18 protein-coding genes are annotated in these 16,246 nt (G+C 61.9%); 5 read left to right on the top strand and 13 right to left on the bottom strand.

Annotated features, from left to right (window positions below; genetic code table 11):
* Positions 1–5 precede the first annotated feature (5 nt).
* On the top strand, positions 6–209 hold the full coding sequence (rpsU, locus tag PHAMO_RS03780; protein ID WP_002726599.1) for a 30S ribosomal protein S21: 204 nt from the start codon (positions 6–8) through the stop codon (positions 207–209).
* A 430-nt stretch (positions 210–639) separates the two neighbouring features.
* Here rpsU and PHAMO_RS03775 read toward each other — a convergent pair whose 3' ends face one another.
* From PHAMO_RS03775 to PHAMO_RS03730, 10 genes are all read right to left on the bottom strand, one after another.
* On the bottom strand, positions 640–1,419 hold the full coding sequence (locus tag PHAMO_RS03775; RefSeq protein ID WP_155801531.1) for a response regulator: 780 nt from the start codon (positions 1,417–1,419) through the stop codon (positions 640–642).
* Between the two features lie 98 nt (positions 1,420–1,517).
* Complete coding sequence (locus tag PHAMO_RS03770; RefSeq protein ID WP_002726597.1) at positions 1,518–2,132, bottom strand: putative periplasmic lipoprotein; 615 nt, start codon at positions 2,130–2,132, stop codon at positions 1,518–1,520.
* Positions 2,133–2,141: 9 nt separating this feature from the next.
* The gene (locus tag PHAMO_RS03765; protein WP_002726596.1) at positions 2,142–3,827 is read right to left on the bottom strand and encodes a tetratricopeptide repeat protein; all 1,686 of its coding nucleotides are present in this window, start codon (positions 3,825–3,827) and stop codon (positions 2,142–2,144) included.
* Positions 3,751–5,496: a hypothetical protein gene (locus tag PHAMO_RS03760; RefSeq protein ID WP_155801529.1), complete on the bottom strand. Its 1,746-nt coding sequence runs from the start codon at positions 5,494–5,496 to the stop codon at positions 3,751–3,753. The genes PHAMO_RS03765 and PHAMO_RS03760 overlap by 77 nt, the downstream gene beginning before the upstream one ends.
* A gap of 51 nt (positions 5,497–5,547) precedes the next feature.
* Entirely contained in the window at positions 5,548–6,195 is a 648-nt protein-coding gene (locus tag PHAMO_RS03755; protein ID WP_002726592.1) for a protein phosphatase CheZ, read from the bottom strand.
* Between the two features lie 20 nt (positions 6,196–6,215).
* Positions 6,216–6,602 (bottom strand): response regulator, encoded by a 387-nt coding sequence (locus PHAMO_RS03750; protein WP_002726590.1) that lies wholly within the window; start codon positions 6,600–6,602, stop codon positions 6,216–6,218.
* A 119-nt stretch (positions 6,603–6,721) separates the two neighbouring features.
* Positions 6,722–7,477 (bottom strand): MotE family protein, encoded by a 756-nt coding sequence (locus PHAMO_RS03745; RefSeq protein ID WP_002726588.1) that lies wholly within the window; start codon positions 7,475–7,477, stop codon positions 6,722–6,724.
* A 10-nt stretch (positions 7,478–7,487) separates the two neighbouring features.
* Positions 7,488–8,045, bottom strand: coding sequence for a DUF6468 domain-containing protein (locus PHAMO_RS03740; protein ID WP_002726585.1), 558 nt, complete (start codon positions 8,043–8,045; stop codon positions 7,488–7,490).
* A 6-nt stretch (positions 8,046–8,051) separates the two neighbouring features.
* Positions 8,052–9,236 carry a flagellar motor switch protein FliM gene (gene fliM / locus PHAMO_RS03735; RefSeq protein ID WP_002726583.1) on the bottom strand — a complete coding sequence of 395 codons (1,185 nt, stop codon included), beginning with the start codon at positions 9,234–9,236 and terminating at the stop codon, positions 8,052–8,054.
* Positions 9,237–9,296: 60 nt separating this feature from the next.
* Entirely contained in the window at positions 9,297–9,842 is a 546-nt protein-coding gene (locus PHAMO_RS03730; protein ID WP_002726581.1) for a flagellar basal body-associated FliL family protein, read from the bottom strand.
* Between the two features lie 283 nt (positions 9,843–10,125).
* Here PHAMO_RS03730 and flgF point away from each other — a divergent pair, with 283 nt between their 5' ends.
* Genes flgF through flgH form a run of 4 tightly spaced genes read left to right on the top strand, consistent with a single transcriptional unit; the run spans position 10,126 to position 13,488 of the window.
* Positions 10,126–10,866, top strand: coding sequence for a flagellar basal-body rod protein FlgF (flgF, locus tag PHAMO_RS03725; RefSeq protein WP_002726580.1), 741 nt, complete (start codon positions 10,126–10,128; stop codon positions 10,864–10,866).
* Between the two features lie 31 nt (positions 10,867–10,897).
* Positions 10,898–11,683, top strand: coding sequence for a flagellar basal-body rod protein FlgG (flgG, locus tag PHAMO_RS03720; protein ID WP_002726579.1), 786 nt, complete (start codon positions 10,898–10,900; stop codon positions 11,681–11,683).
* Between the two features lie 11 nt (positions 11,684–11,694).
* The gene (gene flgA, locus PHAMO_RS03715; protein WP_002726578.1) at positions 11,695–12,693 is read left to right on the top strand and encodes a flagellar basal body P-ring formation chaperone FlgA; all 999 of its coding nucleotides are present in this window, start codon (positions 11,695–11,697) and stop codon (positions 12,691–12,693) included.
* Between the two features lie 30 nt (positions 12,694–12,723).
* Positions 12,724–13,488: a flagellar basal body L-ring protein FlgH gene (gene flgH, locus PHAMO_RS03710; protein WP_002726577.1), complete on the top strand. Its 765-nt coding sequence runs from the start codon at positions 12,724–12,726 to the stop codon at positions 13,486–13,488.
* A gap of 93 nt (positions 13,489–13,581) precedes the next feature.
* On the opposite strand, the gene PHAMO_RS03705 is transcribed toward flgH, so the two are convergent.
* The 3 genes from PHAMO_RS03705 to PHAMO_RS03695 all read right to left on the bottom strand — a co-directional run bounded on the left by PHAMO_RS03705 (position 13,582) and on the right by PHAMO_RS03695 (position 16,238).
* The gene (locus PHAMO_RS03705) at positions 13,582–14,091 is read right to left on the bottom strand and encodes a hypothetical protein (RefSeq protein WP_002726576.1); all 510 of its coding nucleotides are present in this window, start codon (positions 14,089–14,091) and stop codon (positions 13,582–13,584) included.
* A gap of 72 nt (positions 14,092–14,163) precedes the next feature.
* Positions 14,164–14,934, bottom strand: coding sequence for a LamB/YcsF family protein (locus PHAMO_RS03700; RefSeq protein ID WP_002726575.1), 771 nt, complete (start codon positions 14,932–14,934; stop codon positions 14,164–14,166).
* Positions 14,931–16,238 carry a replication-associated recombination protein A gene (locus tag PHAMO_RS03695; protein WP_002726573.1) on the bottom strand — a complete coding sequence of 436 codons (1,308 nt, stop codon included), beginning with the start codon at positions 16,236–16,238 and terminating at the stop codon, positions 14,931–14,933. The genes PHAMO_RS03700 and PHAMO_RS03695 overlap by 4 nt, the downstream gene beginning before the upstream one ends.
* Positions 16,239–16,246: the final 8 nt, after the last annotated feature.

The following is a 16,246-nucleotide window of genomic DNA, read 5'->3' as shown; positions in this document are numbered from 1 at the left end:
GAAACGTGCAAGTACTCGTTCGTGACAACAACGTCGATCAGGCCCTTAAGGCGCTCAAAAAGAAGATGCAGCGCGAGGGGGTTTTCCGTGAAATGAAGCTGCGTCGCAATTACGAGAAGCCGTCCGAGCGCCGCGCCAGAGAAAAGGCCGAAGCCGTGCGTCGTGCCCGTAAGCTGGAACGCAAGCGTTTGGAACGCGAAGGTTTCTAAACGGCCCGACAGCGCGCGGTGCCGCCGGTTGGCGGGACCGTTCGTCGCTGATTCGTGTCAGTTTTGCTCCGCTACAGCTTCGCTACGGACGCCACTTCGACCCTAGCCGGAAATCCGGTTTCTTAGGGATTCGGAGGGCGTCTGTGCGATGCGGGCGCTAAACGTCCCAGGCACGCCTGTGGGCGATTTATTTCTCTGCCCGGCCTACAGGGCAGCGCCTTCGACGCATTACAAAAATATCATCTATCCGACATGCTGTGGTAATCCCGGCGGTGTCATGATCCCTATGACTCAACAGCCACTACCCCTGATCGACCGGCGAGAGTGAACTCCCCGCCCAGAGATCGGAAAACTAAAGTCAAAAGCCCCGCGCTCCACACCCTGGCGCGGGGCTTTAACTTTTAAGGCCCTCGCGACAAGACTGGAGCCCCTACTCCGCTTCGTCCAAAGCCAACACCAGCGCATCGAGCGACCGATGCCACAAGGCGGACACCTCCTTAACCAAGGGAGCCACGGCGCCGAGATCCTGGTTTCGGGCGGCCACATCGATCTCACGGCAAAGCGTCGATAACGGATGGAGATGCAGGCTGGCAGCGGCGCCAGCCATCCGGTGCGCCACCGCTCCGGCCTCGCCGACCTTGCCTTCTCCGGTGAGGATCAGTAACCGCTCCAGATCGACTCCAGAAGAATGACGGAACAGATCGGCCAGCCCAGCCATCCGGTCGTGCCCCAGAGCCCCCAGGTCAAGCGCCAGATCGGACAAAGCCACTAGCGGCAAACTACTTTCGGACAGCAATGCGGGGGAGACCGGAGAAGCCAGAAGGTCAACCAGACGATCAATCCGAAACGGCTTGGACAGACAGCCCTGAATTCCGGCCCGACGCCAGCGTGGTTCGTCTGAGGCGACAGGAGTGGCGGTAAAAAGAACGATTGGCACCGTCCCCGCCGCGCCGGGACACGCGCGAATTACTTCGGCGGCTTCGATGCCATCCATCCCCGGCATCTGCATGTCGAGCAGGATCAGATCAAAACGGCCGTCACGGGCAACGGCGATGGCTGATGGCCCGTCCACAGCGGTCACGACGCTATGTCCGCTCCGTTCAAGCAAATCTGCGGCGACGGTCCGGCTGACGTCATTATCGTCAACGACAAGGATACGGGATCGAGCCGTCGTTGCGGCGAACCGGGGGCTATCCCAAGCGAGAAGCACATTGTGATCGGTCGAACTTGTCAAAACCGTCCCCCCGCCGCTTACCCTTCGGTTAAGGTCTCGCAAAACCTTTATCGCTGCAAGCAGAACCGCAAAGATCAGCGCGGTGACGGAATCGGCCCCAGGGTTTGCATCCAGCGTTCAACCGCCACCGGAGGCGGATCGCGGAATCCAGTGGCAGCCAGCCGAGCCAACCCCGACGAAGCCAGGAACTGCTCGACGGGACGTTTCAGGCATTGGGCATAGCTCGCGGTCAGGGTGCTTTCATAGTCACCGCTCCCGACCTCGAACCGATTGCCGAAATTGCCAAGCGGGAACCCATCGGCGGTAAAGACATCGATGCCACAGCCGACCACCAGTTGCGTATCCGGCTTCGACCACATCCCCTTGCCGTACAGACGGACCACAATCTGGGGCCGGATCGAAGGGTCGTTGATTTCCACCCGAGAAAACGCCTTCGACAACATCGTTCGGGCGGCAGAAGCCAGTGCCGCGCCGTCCTTCACGGTGCCATCCTCGCTATGAAGTCGGGTGACCTGCAACCGCAATTTCCGGTCAAGATCGCCCTGACCGGCAAAGATCATCACCCGTGCCGACAGGGGTGGCGACACCCCCGGCACCGGATCGAGCCGAACCGCCTCGGGCGGAGGCAAGGCGGAACCACAGCCAGACAGCAGCAGCACCAAGGCGATGACGCCAGCATATCGGGACATCGTTCCCCCCTAATTCATCGAGGACAGGCCCTCTGCCTTCACCCGGTTTTTCCAATCGCCCATGAAGGTCTGGAATTCCTCGACCTGCTTAACCTTGTCACCAATGCGGCGGTAATCGGCAATACCGCGTTCCGGCTCGCTGGTCAGCAAGTCGAACGCCTCGCGTAGATCGGTCTTGGCCATCAGATCGCCAAAGGTGCGGCGCAACCGGGCCAACCCGCGTTCGTCATGTCCGAGCGTCATCGCGGTGGCGGTATCGAGCACGCGACGAGCCATTTTCGGATCAAGCGGACGGTTGCCGAACGGTCTCTCGATCGTGCTTTCCATCGCGGCGACCGCCTCGGGCCATTTTTTCAGACGCCAATTGATCTCGCCACGGAGGCGGCGGGCTTCCTCACTCTGGTCGTTGATGATGAGGGCCAGCGCCTCGGCCGAGCGGCCAAGATCGTCAAGAGCCTGCACCCGGAGATACCGACGCTGCGCCGCCAGATCGGTCGGAATATCCGGCCCCTCACTCAAATCGAGCGCCTCCAGGGCCAGACCGGGCTTGCGGTCGGACAGGTTGAGGAAGGCCAGACGCGTTCCCACCCGCGTCTTGTCCAGCCCGGACAGGCGGAACTCGACCTGATGGCGCAACAGATCGCCCGCACGCTCCAGCAAATCGACCGAGGCCAGACGATCGGCCAGACGACGGATCATCTCGTCGCCCTTTTCCCCCGGCGGCGTCAGTTCCTGGAACTCGTCATAAAGACCAATGGCGGTAACCGGCGGCAGTTTATCGGCCTCGCCGTCAAGAAACAGGCGGGTGAACGCCTCGCTCATCATCTCCATCACTTTGGGGATGTCGGGATGATCGGGATAATTGGCGGCAAGCGTATGCATGCTGCGCAATCCCTCGCCATAGCGCTTGGCCTCAACCTGAAGCTGGCTGATCCGCTTCATCAACTGGAATTCAAAATCCTCGCCGCGCCACGCAAAGCGCATCTTTTCCAGTTCGGCAATCGCCTCTAGCGGGGTGATCTTGCCCAGCTTCAACATCAACTCGATCCGATCGCGCGTGGCATAGGCACGATCAGGACGGCTATCGCTGGCCTCGGCATCGCGGAAGCGGGTGATCGCCTGCTCGTACTGCTTACCCGCGACCGAGGCCAGACCGCCCAAATAGGACAATCGCCCGACATCGCGGCGCTGCAATCCCGGCCCCATCATCGCGTCGATGATCCGGTTGGCACCGCGTCCGTCGCCAGCCCCGGCCACGGTGCGGGCGGCAACCTCGCCCAGTTCCATCCGAAGCGTGCGCGGCCAGCCCTTGATCTCCTCGGGGGCAAGGCGCAGTGTCAGAGCTTGGCGTGCCGGATCGGGCTGGGAGCGGGCCATTGCCGCCGCCAAAAACAACTGCACGCGAGGATCGTCCTTCAAGGCGGGGAGCGACAGGTCGGCAATTGCCTCGGCATCGTGACGTGCCAGGAAGTTCGCGGCACCCCGCGTTGCGCGGAAGGTCGGAGTCTCGACGATCGCCGGGTCGGCGGCGGCCAAAAGGCGCAATTCACCTAACGCCTCGGGAGCAAAACCGTTGGCAAGGTAGTGACGGGCGATTTCCAACCGCTGGAGATTGCGGTCATTGGGTCGCAACGTCGTCATCCGCTGCAACAGCTTGCGGCGATCGGCAACAAAGGTATCGTTGCCGCCCCGCATCCATTTTGAAATGTCGAGTCGTCATCCGCTGCAACAGCTTGCGGCGATCGGCAACAAAGGTATCGTTGCCGCCCCGCATCCATTTTGAAATGTCGAGCGGCCCGGTCTCTTGTGGCCCTTCAGGATCGGCCACCGGAGTCTCGACCCCAGAGGCTTCGGGCGGCGGCGGCGGTGGCTGGGTCAAATACAGCCCACCAGGCATTGCCACCTCGACCTGGGACTTCGACGGATCGAGCCGCACCCCATCGGCACGCCCCACAGCCGCGACGCCCTGGGCCGAAGTCAACAACTCGACGCCAGGATAGTCACGCCCGGCGCGAACGCCCAGACCAATCGTCGGCACCGTTACCACCTGGATGATATCGCCAACCTCGGGATCGCGCACCGCCATCGCCGGAGAACCATCGGCGGCGGCAATCACCAACCGTCCGCGATCCTGGAAATCCATCTGGGCCGATACAGCGGCGGCGGTTTTGGGCAAAAGCGGCTGCTCGTGGATATCGAGCACCCACAATTGCCCCTCTTTGCGGACAGAAGGATTGAAGCCCGGCGAGGTCAGCATCCGCACCGCCGTCCCCTTCCCTCCCTGTATCTGTTCAACATGCTGGACCACATCGCCGCCGGTGCGCTTCAACAGCTTGGTGTCGATCTCCGTCTTGATGTCGAACACGGCCCAGAGCCAACCGCCACGGCGGAACACGGCTGCACCAGTCGGCTTGTCGAAAGCAAAACCGAGACTGACCATCTTCCCCACCGGGGCGGAAGATTGCGGCACCGCCGACTCATCCAGACTGGCGAGCGGCGCCGGCGCGGCGGGAGCAAGAGGTTTAAGCGCTGGAGGCTGATCGGTGCTGCCCGGCGCGGGAGCCAGCGGCGGCGGCGGCGCGCCATTGGCGCGCGGCGGCGGCGCTGTACCGGCGGCGCGGACGAGATCGAGCGCAACACGGGGACCGCTGGTGAAATGACGGACACGCATGCCTTGCGGCAGCGATAACACCACCGCCGTGCCCTTTCCGGCCGGACGAGCCTCAAGAAAGCCAACATCGGGCGGCAATGACGCACGGAGCGAGGTGGCGTTAAGGTTGGCCGGACGGTCGAAGGCAACCGTAACCTTGTCCCCGGTCTCCTCGACCGTATACCCCACGGGCTTGGGCCAATCGAACACCAGACGGTTAAAGCCGGTATGTTCGCCCCCCCTCACCATCAGTTCGATGGCGGGAACGGCTGGAGCCGAAGTTGGAGCCGCTGCCTGCGCAATCGTCGCGGTGGCGGCGACAGGTCGGGCGGCGGGTGGAGTGGCGGCGGGCGGCGTTTTGTCCTCACTGAGATCGATCACAACCGCGTTACCGCTACGTGACGTCTTGATCTGGACTGGCCCGGTCAGTGGAAAGGTGGCGACGGTGCGGTCGGGGCTAAGGCGAACCCCTTTCAGATAGCGGGACAGCGGCTTGACCACGGCCTTCGGGTCACCGACGATCGGCTTGTCGAACCGAAGCACCAGTTGCCCGTCGGCCTGCTCGGCGGTAAAGCCGACCGTACTATTCCAATCGAACACCATGCGGCCATAGCCGTCATGAGCGGCAGCGCGCGGCGACGGCGATGAAGCCTGAGCCAAGGCAAGACCAGGCACCGCCGCGACAATCGCAAGCGCAAGGAGGCCCCACCGCATCCGGAAAAACCGCAGGGGCAAGGTCGATCGGGGCGAATCCGCCATGTTCGACTAGTCGAAACTGGCCAGCAGCGCGTCGATATCGGCCTGATTAGCGGCGGCGGCGGGAAGCTGAGGGCCGTTGAGGAGATCCTGATCGCTCGGTGGCGCCTCGGGCTTATCCTTAGTTCCGGCGTCTTTTTCGTACTCGGCGCCAAACATCCGAACCAACCCCTCGACCCGGTCTTCGATATCCTTCAGAGCCTTGACCACCTTGGTTATTCTCTGACCGGTAATGTCTTGGAAGGTGCAGGCCTCGTAGATGCGGGTCGTGATATCAGCCAGCGCCTCGGCGGGTCCAGGCTCAAGAGAGGAGGTCACCGTTTCCAAACTCTCGGCGGCATCCATGATCTCGTTGGTAGCTGCCTCGGTCGCCCCGACGATGGCGTCAAGTTCGTCGGTGGCGGACGCGATGAAGCGGTGCTTAATGTCGCCGGGACGCAGGGCGGCGATTTCCTCTCGCGCGGCGTGGATGTACTGCGCCAGAGACTCGACCTCACGATAGAGGCGGAGATCCCCGGCACTGATATCGCCTGCGATGGAGTCGAGGAGAGAGCGAACCACCTCGCCGATCTGATCAACGTGAACGGTGTCGCCGTGCTCACGGCGGATCTCCTCAAGACGCAACTCAAGGTCGCGGTCAACGCCCTTGCTTGACATGACGCGACCTCCCTCTACCGTCAGAAGTCACCCAGAACGCTGGTCATCTTGTTCTTCAGCGTTTCGGCGTTGAACGGCTTGACGATGTAGTTAGAGACACCGGCTTCCTTGGCGGCAATAACGTTTTCCGACTTGGATTCGGCGGTGACCATGATAAAGGGAACGGGCTTCAGCTTGGGATCTGCGCGAACTTCTCGCAAGAGCTGCAACCCAGTCATCGGCTCCATGTTCCAGTCGGAAATAACCAGACCATAAGTCCCGACTCGGAGCATCTGGAGTGCCATTGCGCCATCGGTGGCTTCATCGACGTTGTTGAAACCAAGCTGCTTGAGCAGGTTCCGAATGATCCGCAACATCGTCTTGTAATCGTCCACAATGAGGACGTTCATATTCTTATCGACAGCCATCCATCCGCTCCTTCGAGACACACTCGCCAGAAACCGAGCAACCGGCACACTAACGAATACACTTAGTTAAGATAGGCCCATACACCTGCGCAAGCCATTTTTACGCACATCCCGTTCACTTACCCCCCAGAAGCGCCCTTCGGTGCCGGCATCTGGCGACGCTGAGCCAGTTCGGCTGTTACGCCTTTTGCCTTCATCGGGTCCATCTCAGCCATGATCGGAGCGACCTTCTGCTCCTTCATACGTTCGACAACTTCGAGCAGGATACTCATATCGAGCTGTTCGAAGATCTTGGCGGCTTCCTTGGGTTTCATATTCTCATATATTTTGACCAGAGACCGCATCTTGTTGTCTTCCTGGTCATTATATTGCCGCAAGAGTCCCTCGATCGTGCTCTGGAGGGTCTTCATTTCGGCGACCTTGCGATCGATCTGACTTTCGGCGGCGCGCAGCATCTCCTCGCGCCGCTCGACGTCACGCTCGCGGGAATCGAGCACGGTCCGGCGTTCGCGCAGCTTCTCCAACACATCCATCTCGGTCTGCGTCCGGCCTTCGCCGGCGGCATCGCCCGCAGCGGGAGGTGCGGCGGCTGGGGCTGTAGCCGGTGCCGCAGGTGCCGCGGGTGCCGCCGGGGCGGTGGCGGGCGTAGCAGCAGGCTTAGGAGGCTGTTGTGCCTGCAACTCGGCCACCGACACCGCCCCCAGCCCCAACCCGCTCAGGCCCATGAACAAATCGGTGACCCGCACCGACAACATCAGCACGCCGAAGAAAATCAGTACGGGCAAGACTCGTACAATCGGAGCCCGCCCACCGCCGCCATCGGTATTGGGTGCGGTTCCTTGCGACGTCGCCTTCGATTTGCCTTTCAGTGCCATGGTACCGTTTTCACCTCATTGCCTGAAGCGCGCGCAACAACTCGCGCTCGGCTTCCGACCGTTCGTCATCAAGCCCGTACTCAGCAGCAGCGGAAGCCGAAGCTACCGCCGCCTGCTGCGCCGACCGACTCGGGGACGGGCGTCCCGAAGCGAGGGATGGAGCCGGACCCGGAGATGGAGCCGGACCCGAGGCTGGTGCACGGGAAGCCGCCGCAGTCTCGGCTCCACTCCGCGCTGGACCTTCGACACGAGCCGAACGGACGGCATTTTCCAGCCGATTGGCCATCGTGTCGGCCCGTTCGATCATAAAGGCGAGGTCATCACGCAAGGATTGCGCCTTCTCCACCCGCTCCTGAAGGGACTGGCCCGCTTCATCAGCCGCTTTGCGCAACTTGGGGATTGAGGATTCTGCGCGCAAGGTGGCTTCGTTGAAACCGACGATGGTTCGGGCCAGATCGTCACGGTTTTTCCTCAGGGCCGCCAAGCGGGAATTCAGCCGGGTGGCATAGGCGATGGTGGCAACCATCAGCACCGAAACAACAATATCGAGAAGTACTTTCCAGTCCACGTACCTTTACCCCTTGTCACGCCGGCTGGTTTCATCAACCCGGATGGCGATATGCTGCCCTTTGCGTCCCATCCGTCCCCGGAACATGCCAACCTGACCACAGCGCATTTCGACTTGAGAGTCCGGGGTGGCGTTCAGCATGTGCTTCGAACCGGGCTTCCAAGCCAGGACATCGCGCAAATTCATGACTTGCTGGTCCAACACCGCCTCAAGCTCGACCTCGGTCATCCATAATTCTTCGGCCAAGTGAGTTTCCCAGATCGAATCTCGGCCGAACTTTTCGCCCATGAACATCTGCAACAGCAGTTCGCGCACAGGTTCGAGGGTGGCGTAGGGCAGCAGCAATTCCAGACGTCCGCCGCGATCTTCCATGTCGATTCGCAGCTTGGCGACGATCGCGGCATTACTGGGGCGTGAAATGGTGGCGAAGCGCGGATTGGTCTCCAGCCGGTCAAATCGGAACGTCACCGGCGACAGCGGATCGAACGCCGCCGACAAATCGGACAGCACGACATGAACCATCCGCTCGACCAGATTGCGTTCGATGGTGGTGTAGGGACGACCTTCGATTCGCATCGCGGCAGTCCCGCGCCGCCCCCCCAGCAGCACATCGACGATCGAGTAGATCAACGAGGAATCGACGGTCAACAGACCGAAATTGTCCCATTCCTCGGCCTTGAACACCGCCAGCATCGCCGGCAGGGGGATCGAGTTCAGATAATCGCCGAATCGCAACGACAGGATATTGTCGAGCGAAACCTCAACATTGTCCGAGGTGAAGTTGCGCATCGAGGTCGACATCATGCGCACCAGCCGGTCGAAAACGACTTCGAGCATCGGCAGACGTTCGTAGGAGACCAGTGCGCTGTTTAGAATCGCCTGGATACCCGACTTGTCTCCGGCACCGCCGCCGTCTTCGTCGAAGCCCAGCAGCGAGTCGATTTCATCCTGGTTCAGCACGCGGGTGGCCTCGCGGGGAACGGCTGCGGTGGCATCGCCCTCGCCCTCACCGCCGCCGCCAGCACTCAGCATCGCCTCCCACTCGTCGGCCACAGCATCGCCGCCGCCACCGCCCTCGGCCGCTGGCGGAGTCTCGCCACCGCCGTCTTCGGCCATGGCCGCCCATTCCTTCATAAGGGCTTCTTCTTCTTCGGCGCTGCGGCTCTGACCGCCTTCATCCTGATTTGTCATGTGAGGAATATCCCGCCGACCGCTCGTGGACCCGATTTGCGCCGGAAAACCGGCTGCCGATCACTGGACCAGCATTTCCTTAAAAAGAACATCGCTGACCTTAACCGGCTTTACCGCGGCATTGACTCGGGTCAGCAATTCTTCACGCAGCAGGTTCATCCCCGACGCGCCCTGAAGATCCTCGATCCGCAATTCACGCAGATAGACCTGAAAATAATCGACGATACGCGGCATCATCTGCTCAACCCTGGGCTGGTCGGCGACGGATTCAAGCTCCAACGCGACACGCAGCTTCAAGAACGCCTGTTTGCGCCCAGAGGTCTGGAGGTTGACCAGCATCTCGGGCAGATCCATGAAGGCGGCGGCCTGCACCGCCTTGGCAACCGGCGACGGTGCCGAGGACTCGGTCGAGGCCTCTTCCTTGTGCCCGCCCAGCAGCTTGTCAAGAATTCCCGAGAAATACAGCCCGGCACCCCCGCCGACCAGCAGCAGGATGGGCAGGACGATCAGCAGGATTTTCTTTAGCCCGCCCTTGCTCTGGGATGGCTCCGCACCGCTTTCGGCACCGTCGTTATCGTCGAAATCTTCTTCCAGGTCTTCGGTCATCGCTCTCTTCCGACGTCGACAGTGCGGGACTACAGGAAACGGCCTTCGCGCGTTTGTGGCGGAAGGTTAGCCCCACGGCGGTTAAGATAAGGTTGCGGACCCTGCGCAAAGCTCAGGCGGGGTCACGATAGCAATCGCGAGGGAACCCGGCAATAACTGCCCGGCAAGCGCTGCCCCGATCATGATGATTATGCGTCGTTTTCCGCCATTTCCCCTCCCCCACCATCTGGCACGGGTTCTGCATAGAGGTCTGCGTAGCGTTCCGCCAGCAGGTATTCAGACCATGCAGAACACCTCCTACATTGCCCTGTCCCGTCAAGCCGCCCTGTGGCGTCAGCTCGATGTCGTGGCGAACAACATGGCAAATGCCAATACCCCTGCCTTCAAGGGCGAGGAGATGATGTTCCGCGAATATCTGGTGCCGACCCGCTCGACCGAACGGGCATTGGGCGGAAAACTGTCATTCGTTCAGGACGTCTCGGTGCTGCGCGATACCCGCGAAGGACCGCTGACCCGGACCGACAATCCGCTTGATTTCGCCATCCACGGCGACGGCTATTTCGAAATCGAGACCGAGGCCGGGATGCGCTATGCCCGTAACGGCCATTTCCGCCTCGACCAGACCGGGATGCTGGTTAATTCGCAGGGCTTCGCGGTGATGGACGAGCGCGACCAGCCGATTATCTTCGCGCCCAACGAAACGCAGATCGAAGTTGCCGGCGACGGCACTGTCACCACCGAGAACGGGCGCGTGACCAAGTTGAAGGTCGTTAAGTTCGCCAACGACCAGGAAATGCGCAATGCGGGCGACTCGCTTTACGAAACCACCCAAACCGCCGAAACGGTGGAACGTCCTTCCATTGTCCAGGGGATGATGGAAGAATCCAACGTCCAGCCGGTGATCGAAATGACCAAAATGACCCAAATCCTGCGCGACTATCAGGGTGTGCAGAAGATGTTGGATGAAGAACACGAGCGTCAGTTGAAGGCAATCTCGACGCTGTCAAACGCAAAGTCGGCCTGACCGGAACGAACCGAGGGGAAGGGTTTCCACCATGCGCTCTCTGAACATCGCCGCTACCGGAATGCTGGCCCAGCAGACCAACGTCGAGGTCATCTCGAACAACATCGCCAACATGAACACGACCGCCTATACCCGTCGGCGGCCGGAGTTCACTGATCTGCTGTACCAGAACCTGCGTCGGGTCGGGTCGCAATCCTCGGATACCGGCACGATCGTGCCGACCGGCGTACAGCTCGGCCTGGGCGTCAAGACCACCGCCGTCTACCGCATCACCGAGCATGGCAGCGTCCAGAACACCGACAACAGCTTCGACCTCGCCGTCCAGGGCAAGGGCTATTTTCAGATAAAGCTGCCGTCGGGAGAAACCGCCTATACCCGCGACGGCTCGTTCCAGCTGTCACCCGATGGCGTCATCGTGACCCACGAGGGCTATACCGTCCAGCCACAGATCACCGTCCCCTCGGACGCGGTCAACGTCACCATCGATTCGACTGGTCAGGTCATCGTCAAGCAGGATGGGCAGATCGCCAGCTCGGTCAAGGGACAGCTGACCCTGGCCAATTTCGCGAACGACGCCGGTCTGGAAGCGCGCGGCGACAACCTGTTCATGGAAACCCCCGCCTCGGGTCAGCCGATCGTCCAGACGCCGGGCAAGCCCGGCTTCGGCACGGTTCTTCAGGGCTTTCTCGAAACCTCGAACGTCAATGTCGTCTCCGAGGTCACCAACCTGATCGGCGCCCAGCGTGCCTATGAAATGAACTCCAAGGTGATCCAGGCATCCGACGAGATGCTGAGCACCATCAACCAGATGAAATAGCGAGGCACGTCATGACCAGCCTTCGCCCCCTGCGCCTCATTGCCGCCCTGGCTCTGCTCGCCACCATGGCCTGCGGGGGGGCGGTCGCCGCCGGAACCGGGACCGGAACCGTAGCGGCTTTGCCGCCGCAGCTCCGCCCTGCGGTGACGCTGGAAGCCGACGTCATCCGTCTTGGCGACCTGTGGGAGAACGCAGGAGAGAAGGCCGAGGTGCCGCTGGCCAAGGCTCCCGAGCCGGGCAAGCACATCACCCTCGAAGCCCGCTGGCTGGCCGCCGTCGCCAACGCCTACAATCTCGATTGGCGTCCCGCCACTCCGTTCGACCGCACCACCATCGAACGCGCCGGACGGACCATCGACATCCGCGCCGTCGAGACCGAATTGCGCGAGGCGTTAAGCCTCGAAGGTGCCCCCGCCGGGGCCAATATCGAACTGTCCAACCGTGGCTCGCTGCGGATTCTGGTTCCGGTCAACACCGATCAGACGATCGGCATCCGCGATCTCAATTACGATCCGCGAATGAACCGTTTCTCGGCGGTGGTCGAGGTTCCGGCCGGTGCCGCCAACGCCACCCGCTTCAAGGTCAACGGCTCTGTGTTCGCTTCGGCCCGCATCCCGGTCCTGGCCCATCCGATGGCACGTGGCGAAGTAATCGCGGAAAACGATATCGAGTGGGTCGAGGTGCGCGAGGAAGTGGTTCGTCGCGACGTCGTGACCACCCTGCGCCAAGTGGTCGGACAGGAGCCACGCTATCCCTTGCGTGCTGGCGCCCCGATCCGTACCGCCGAAATCCAAAAGCCCATTTCCGTTGCCAAGAACAGTGCTGTCACGATTATCGTCCGGACCCCGTTCATGGTACTGAGCGCTCAGGGCCGCGCCACCGAGGACGGCAGCGTCGGCGATGTGATCCGGGTGACCAATGCTCAAAGCAAGCAAGTCGTGGACGCTCGGGTCGAAGGACCGGGGCAAGTGTCGGTGATCCCGGCTGGCCAACGTGCCCAGGCCTACTAATCCGGCAGGTCCTTGCGGAGGTAATCGATCATGAGCCGCCACGACTCCCTATCGCGCCTGTTCCGCGTCGGCCTCAGCTTGGCGACGCTGGGCGGAATGTCGGCCTGTAATACACTAAGCCGCATGTCCGAAGTCGGGTCTGGCCCCGAAATCTCACGGATCGAGAATCCGACCCAGAAGCAGGGCTATCAGCCGATCAGCATGCCAATGCCTCAGCCGGTTGCTCCGCCCCAGAACGCGAATTCGCTGTGGCGTCCCGGAGCGCGCGCCTTCTTCAAGGATCAGCGGGCCAAGGATGTCGGTGACATCCTCACCATCGCGGTCTCGATCGCCGATAACGCCTCGCTCACCAGCCAGCTCAACAACAATCGCTCCAGCAAGGAAAACGCGCAGTTGGCTAATCTGGCTGGCTTCGAGAACAGTCTGGCCAGCGTGCTGCCCAGCGGAGCCAATCTTGCCAGCCTTGCCAATCTGGGGGCCACGTCGGTCGCCCTCAACAACGGCGCGACCACACGTTCCGAAACGATCAACGTCACCATGGCGGCGGTGATCACCCAAGTGTTGCCTAACGGAAATCTCGTGATTTCGGGACGGCAGGAATTCCGGGTCAATTACGAAATGCGCGAATTGTCGATCCAGGGGATCATCCGCCCCGAGGACATCAGTTCGTCGAACAGCATCTCCTCGGAAAAAATTGCCGAGGCCAGAGTCTATTACGGCGGACGCGGCATGGTCAGCGACATCACCCAGCCGCGCTGGGGCCAGGAAATCTTCGATATCGTCTTCCCGTTCTGAGGCGATCCAACGGGTCAAGTCGAGGGTTGGCAGACAGGAAGACGCCGCCGGAACCGATGTTCCGGCGGCGTTCGATTGTTGAGACGGGTCTCTCTAACGGTCGCCCGCTTGTCGCAGTAGATTGAGAGCCGACAGCGTCATCAGGATCGCGGCGATAACCAGAACCCATCCGCCAGTCCCCAGAGCGACGGAAAATTCGGCCCCGCCACCGAACACTTTCGACATCTCACGCAGAACCGGGATCGATTCGATCATCGCCCGCGAGGCGAGATAGGGAACGAAGACCGGCACCGCAATCCAGGTCGCTGCTGCCAGCGCCTGGAGTCCCCGCCCCGGCCCCCCGCGCAGGGTCTGAACAATCACCGCCAGCGCGGCCAGCGGGACAAGATAGACCAGCCGCGCGATCCAGACAGGTAACGCGGAATCTCCCGTCGAATCGCCAAAGCTCATCATGCCGGTGAATTTGCTGGCCTGTGCATAGGCATCGGGCACCGACAGCAAATTACCGTATTCGTGACCGGACGTATCACCGAACGGCAACAGGCAACCAACCAGCCCGATCGTCGCAATCAAAGCCGGAAGATACCGCAACGGATTTGACATCGCCTTCCTCCCTTTTGTGCGGAGTCGGCCTCGCCTTGCACCGTTTGTGCCGCCGATTGGCCTGAGTCAACTCTACCCCATATACAACTCTGGCAGCGAGACCCGGCTGATCCCGGCAGTATCCAGCGCAGCAGCGACAGCACGGGCGATATCTGGCGCGGCAGGCGAATCGCCGTGAAGACACAGGGTGTCGATCCGAGTCGGCAGGATGCGGCCCTGGCGCGAAATCACCGCCTGATCCCGCACCATCGCCACCGCGCGGGCGGCGGCCTCGGCCGGGTCGTGAATCACCGCCCCCGCGACACTGCGTGAAGTCAGGCTGCCATCGGATTCATACGTCCGGTCGCAAAACGCCTCAGCCGCCAACCGCACTCCATATCGGCCCGCCGCCGCCGCCAGTGCCGAACCGGCGGGCGCGATCAGGATCAAAGCGCGATTAAGCCCGGCGATTGTTCCCGCCAACGCCCCGGCCAGGGCGGGATCGGTACAGGCCATCGTATACAGCGCCCCATGTGGCTTGACGTGGGTGACGCGGTGACGGGCCAAGGCGCAAACTGCACTCAACGCGCCGACCTGATATGCCAGCATCGCCGGGATTTCGGCGGGATCGATCTCGATTCGCCGCCGACCGAAACCGCGCAGATCGTCGAAGCCAGGATGCGCACCGACGCTGACCCCGGCAGCAAGCGCCAGTTTCGTCACCCGCAGCATCGTCCCCGGATCACCGGCGTGGAAGCCGCAGGCCAAGCTGGCCGAGCCAATGAATGGTAGTAATGCCTCGTCGTCCCCCATCATCCAGGGGCCAAAGCCCTCGCCCAGATCCGCATTCAGCGTGACCTTCATTCCCCGCCCCCTCCGTTACGCTGGCGCAACCGGTCCCAATAGGCCAGTCGCTTGACGATCTCGCGCTCAAAACCGCGCTCTACCGGACGATAGAACCGCTGCCGCGCCATCCCCTCGGGGAAGTAATTCTGGCCGGAAAAGCCCTCGGCGGTGTCGTGGTCGTATTGGTAGCCGCGCCCATAGCCGAGATCCTTCATCAACCGGGTCGGGGCATTGAGGATATGAGGCGGCGGCATCAGCGATCCGGTCTCACCCGCTGCCTTCACCGCACTCTTATAGGCCATGTAGGCGGCATTCGATTTCGGCGCGGTGCCGAGATAGATCACCAATTGAGCCAGCGCCAGTTCGCCCTCGGGACTACCCAACCGTTCGTAAACATCCCAGGCCGCCAGTGCCTGAACGACCGCCTGGGGATCGGCCAGCCCGATATCCTCGACCGCGAACCGGGTCAAGCGGCGCGCAAGGAACAGAGGATCTTCGCCCCCCGCCAGCATCCGCGCCATCCAGTACAGCGCCGCGTCCGTGTCCGATCCACGCAAACTTTTGTGCAACGCGCTGATCAGATTGTAGTGCCCTTCGCGATCCTTGTCGTAGGCGGGAGCGCGACGGCTGATCGTCCGGGCCAGCGCGGCGGGATCAAGGTGTGGTTCGGGAGGCAAAACCGCTAGGTCTTCGACAAGATTAAGCAGGAAACGGCCATCCCCGTCGGCGGTCGCCTTCAGCGCGGCACGAGCGTCAGGATCGAGTGGCAGCCCGTAACCCAACACAGTTTCGGCCCGAACCAGCAACCCTTCCAACGCCGCTTCGTCCAGCCGGTGCAAGACCAACACCTGCATCCGCGACAACAACGCCCCGTTCAGTTCGAATGACGGATTTTCGGTGGTGGCACCAACCAGAACCACCGTTCCATCTTCGACATAGGGAAGGAACCCGTCTTGCTGTGCTCGATTGAAGCGATGGATTTCATCGACGAACAGCAAGGTGCCGCGCCCGGCCTCGCGCCGCTTTCGCGCCGCCTCGAACACCTTGCGCAGGTCGGCGACCCCGGAAAACACCGCAGACAGAGGTTCGAACTCCAGCCCGACCCGTTCGGCTAGCAATCGAGCGATGGTGGTCTTGCCACAGCCGGGCGGCCCCCACAAAATCACCGAGGCCATCCGCCCAGCCGCCAACATTCGCCCCAGCGGCGCGTCGGTCGCCAGCAGATGCTCCTGCCCCACCACCTGATCCAGCGCGGAAGGGCGCAATCGCTCGGCCAGGGGGCGGTCATTGCCGCTGTCGAACAGAGAGGGAGATGAGGTCATTGCATGCT

Source organism: Magnetospirillum molischianum DSM 120 (genome assembly GCF_000294655.1).
Lineage (GTDB): Bacteria > Pseudomonadota > Alphaproteobacteria > Rhodospirillales > Magnetospirillaceae > Phaeospirillum > Phaeospirillum molischianum.
The sequence above is the reverse complement of the archived record's forward strand: the minus strand, read 5'-3'. Positions and strand labels throughout refer to the sequence as shown.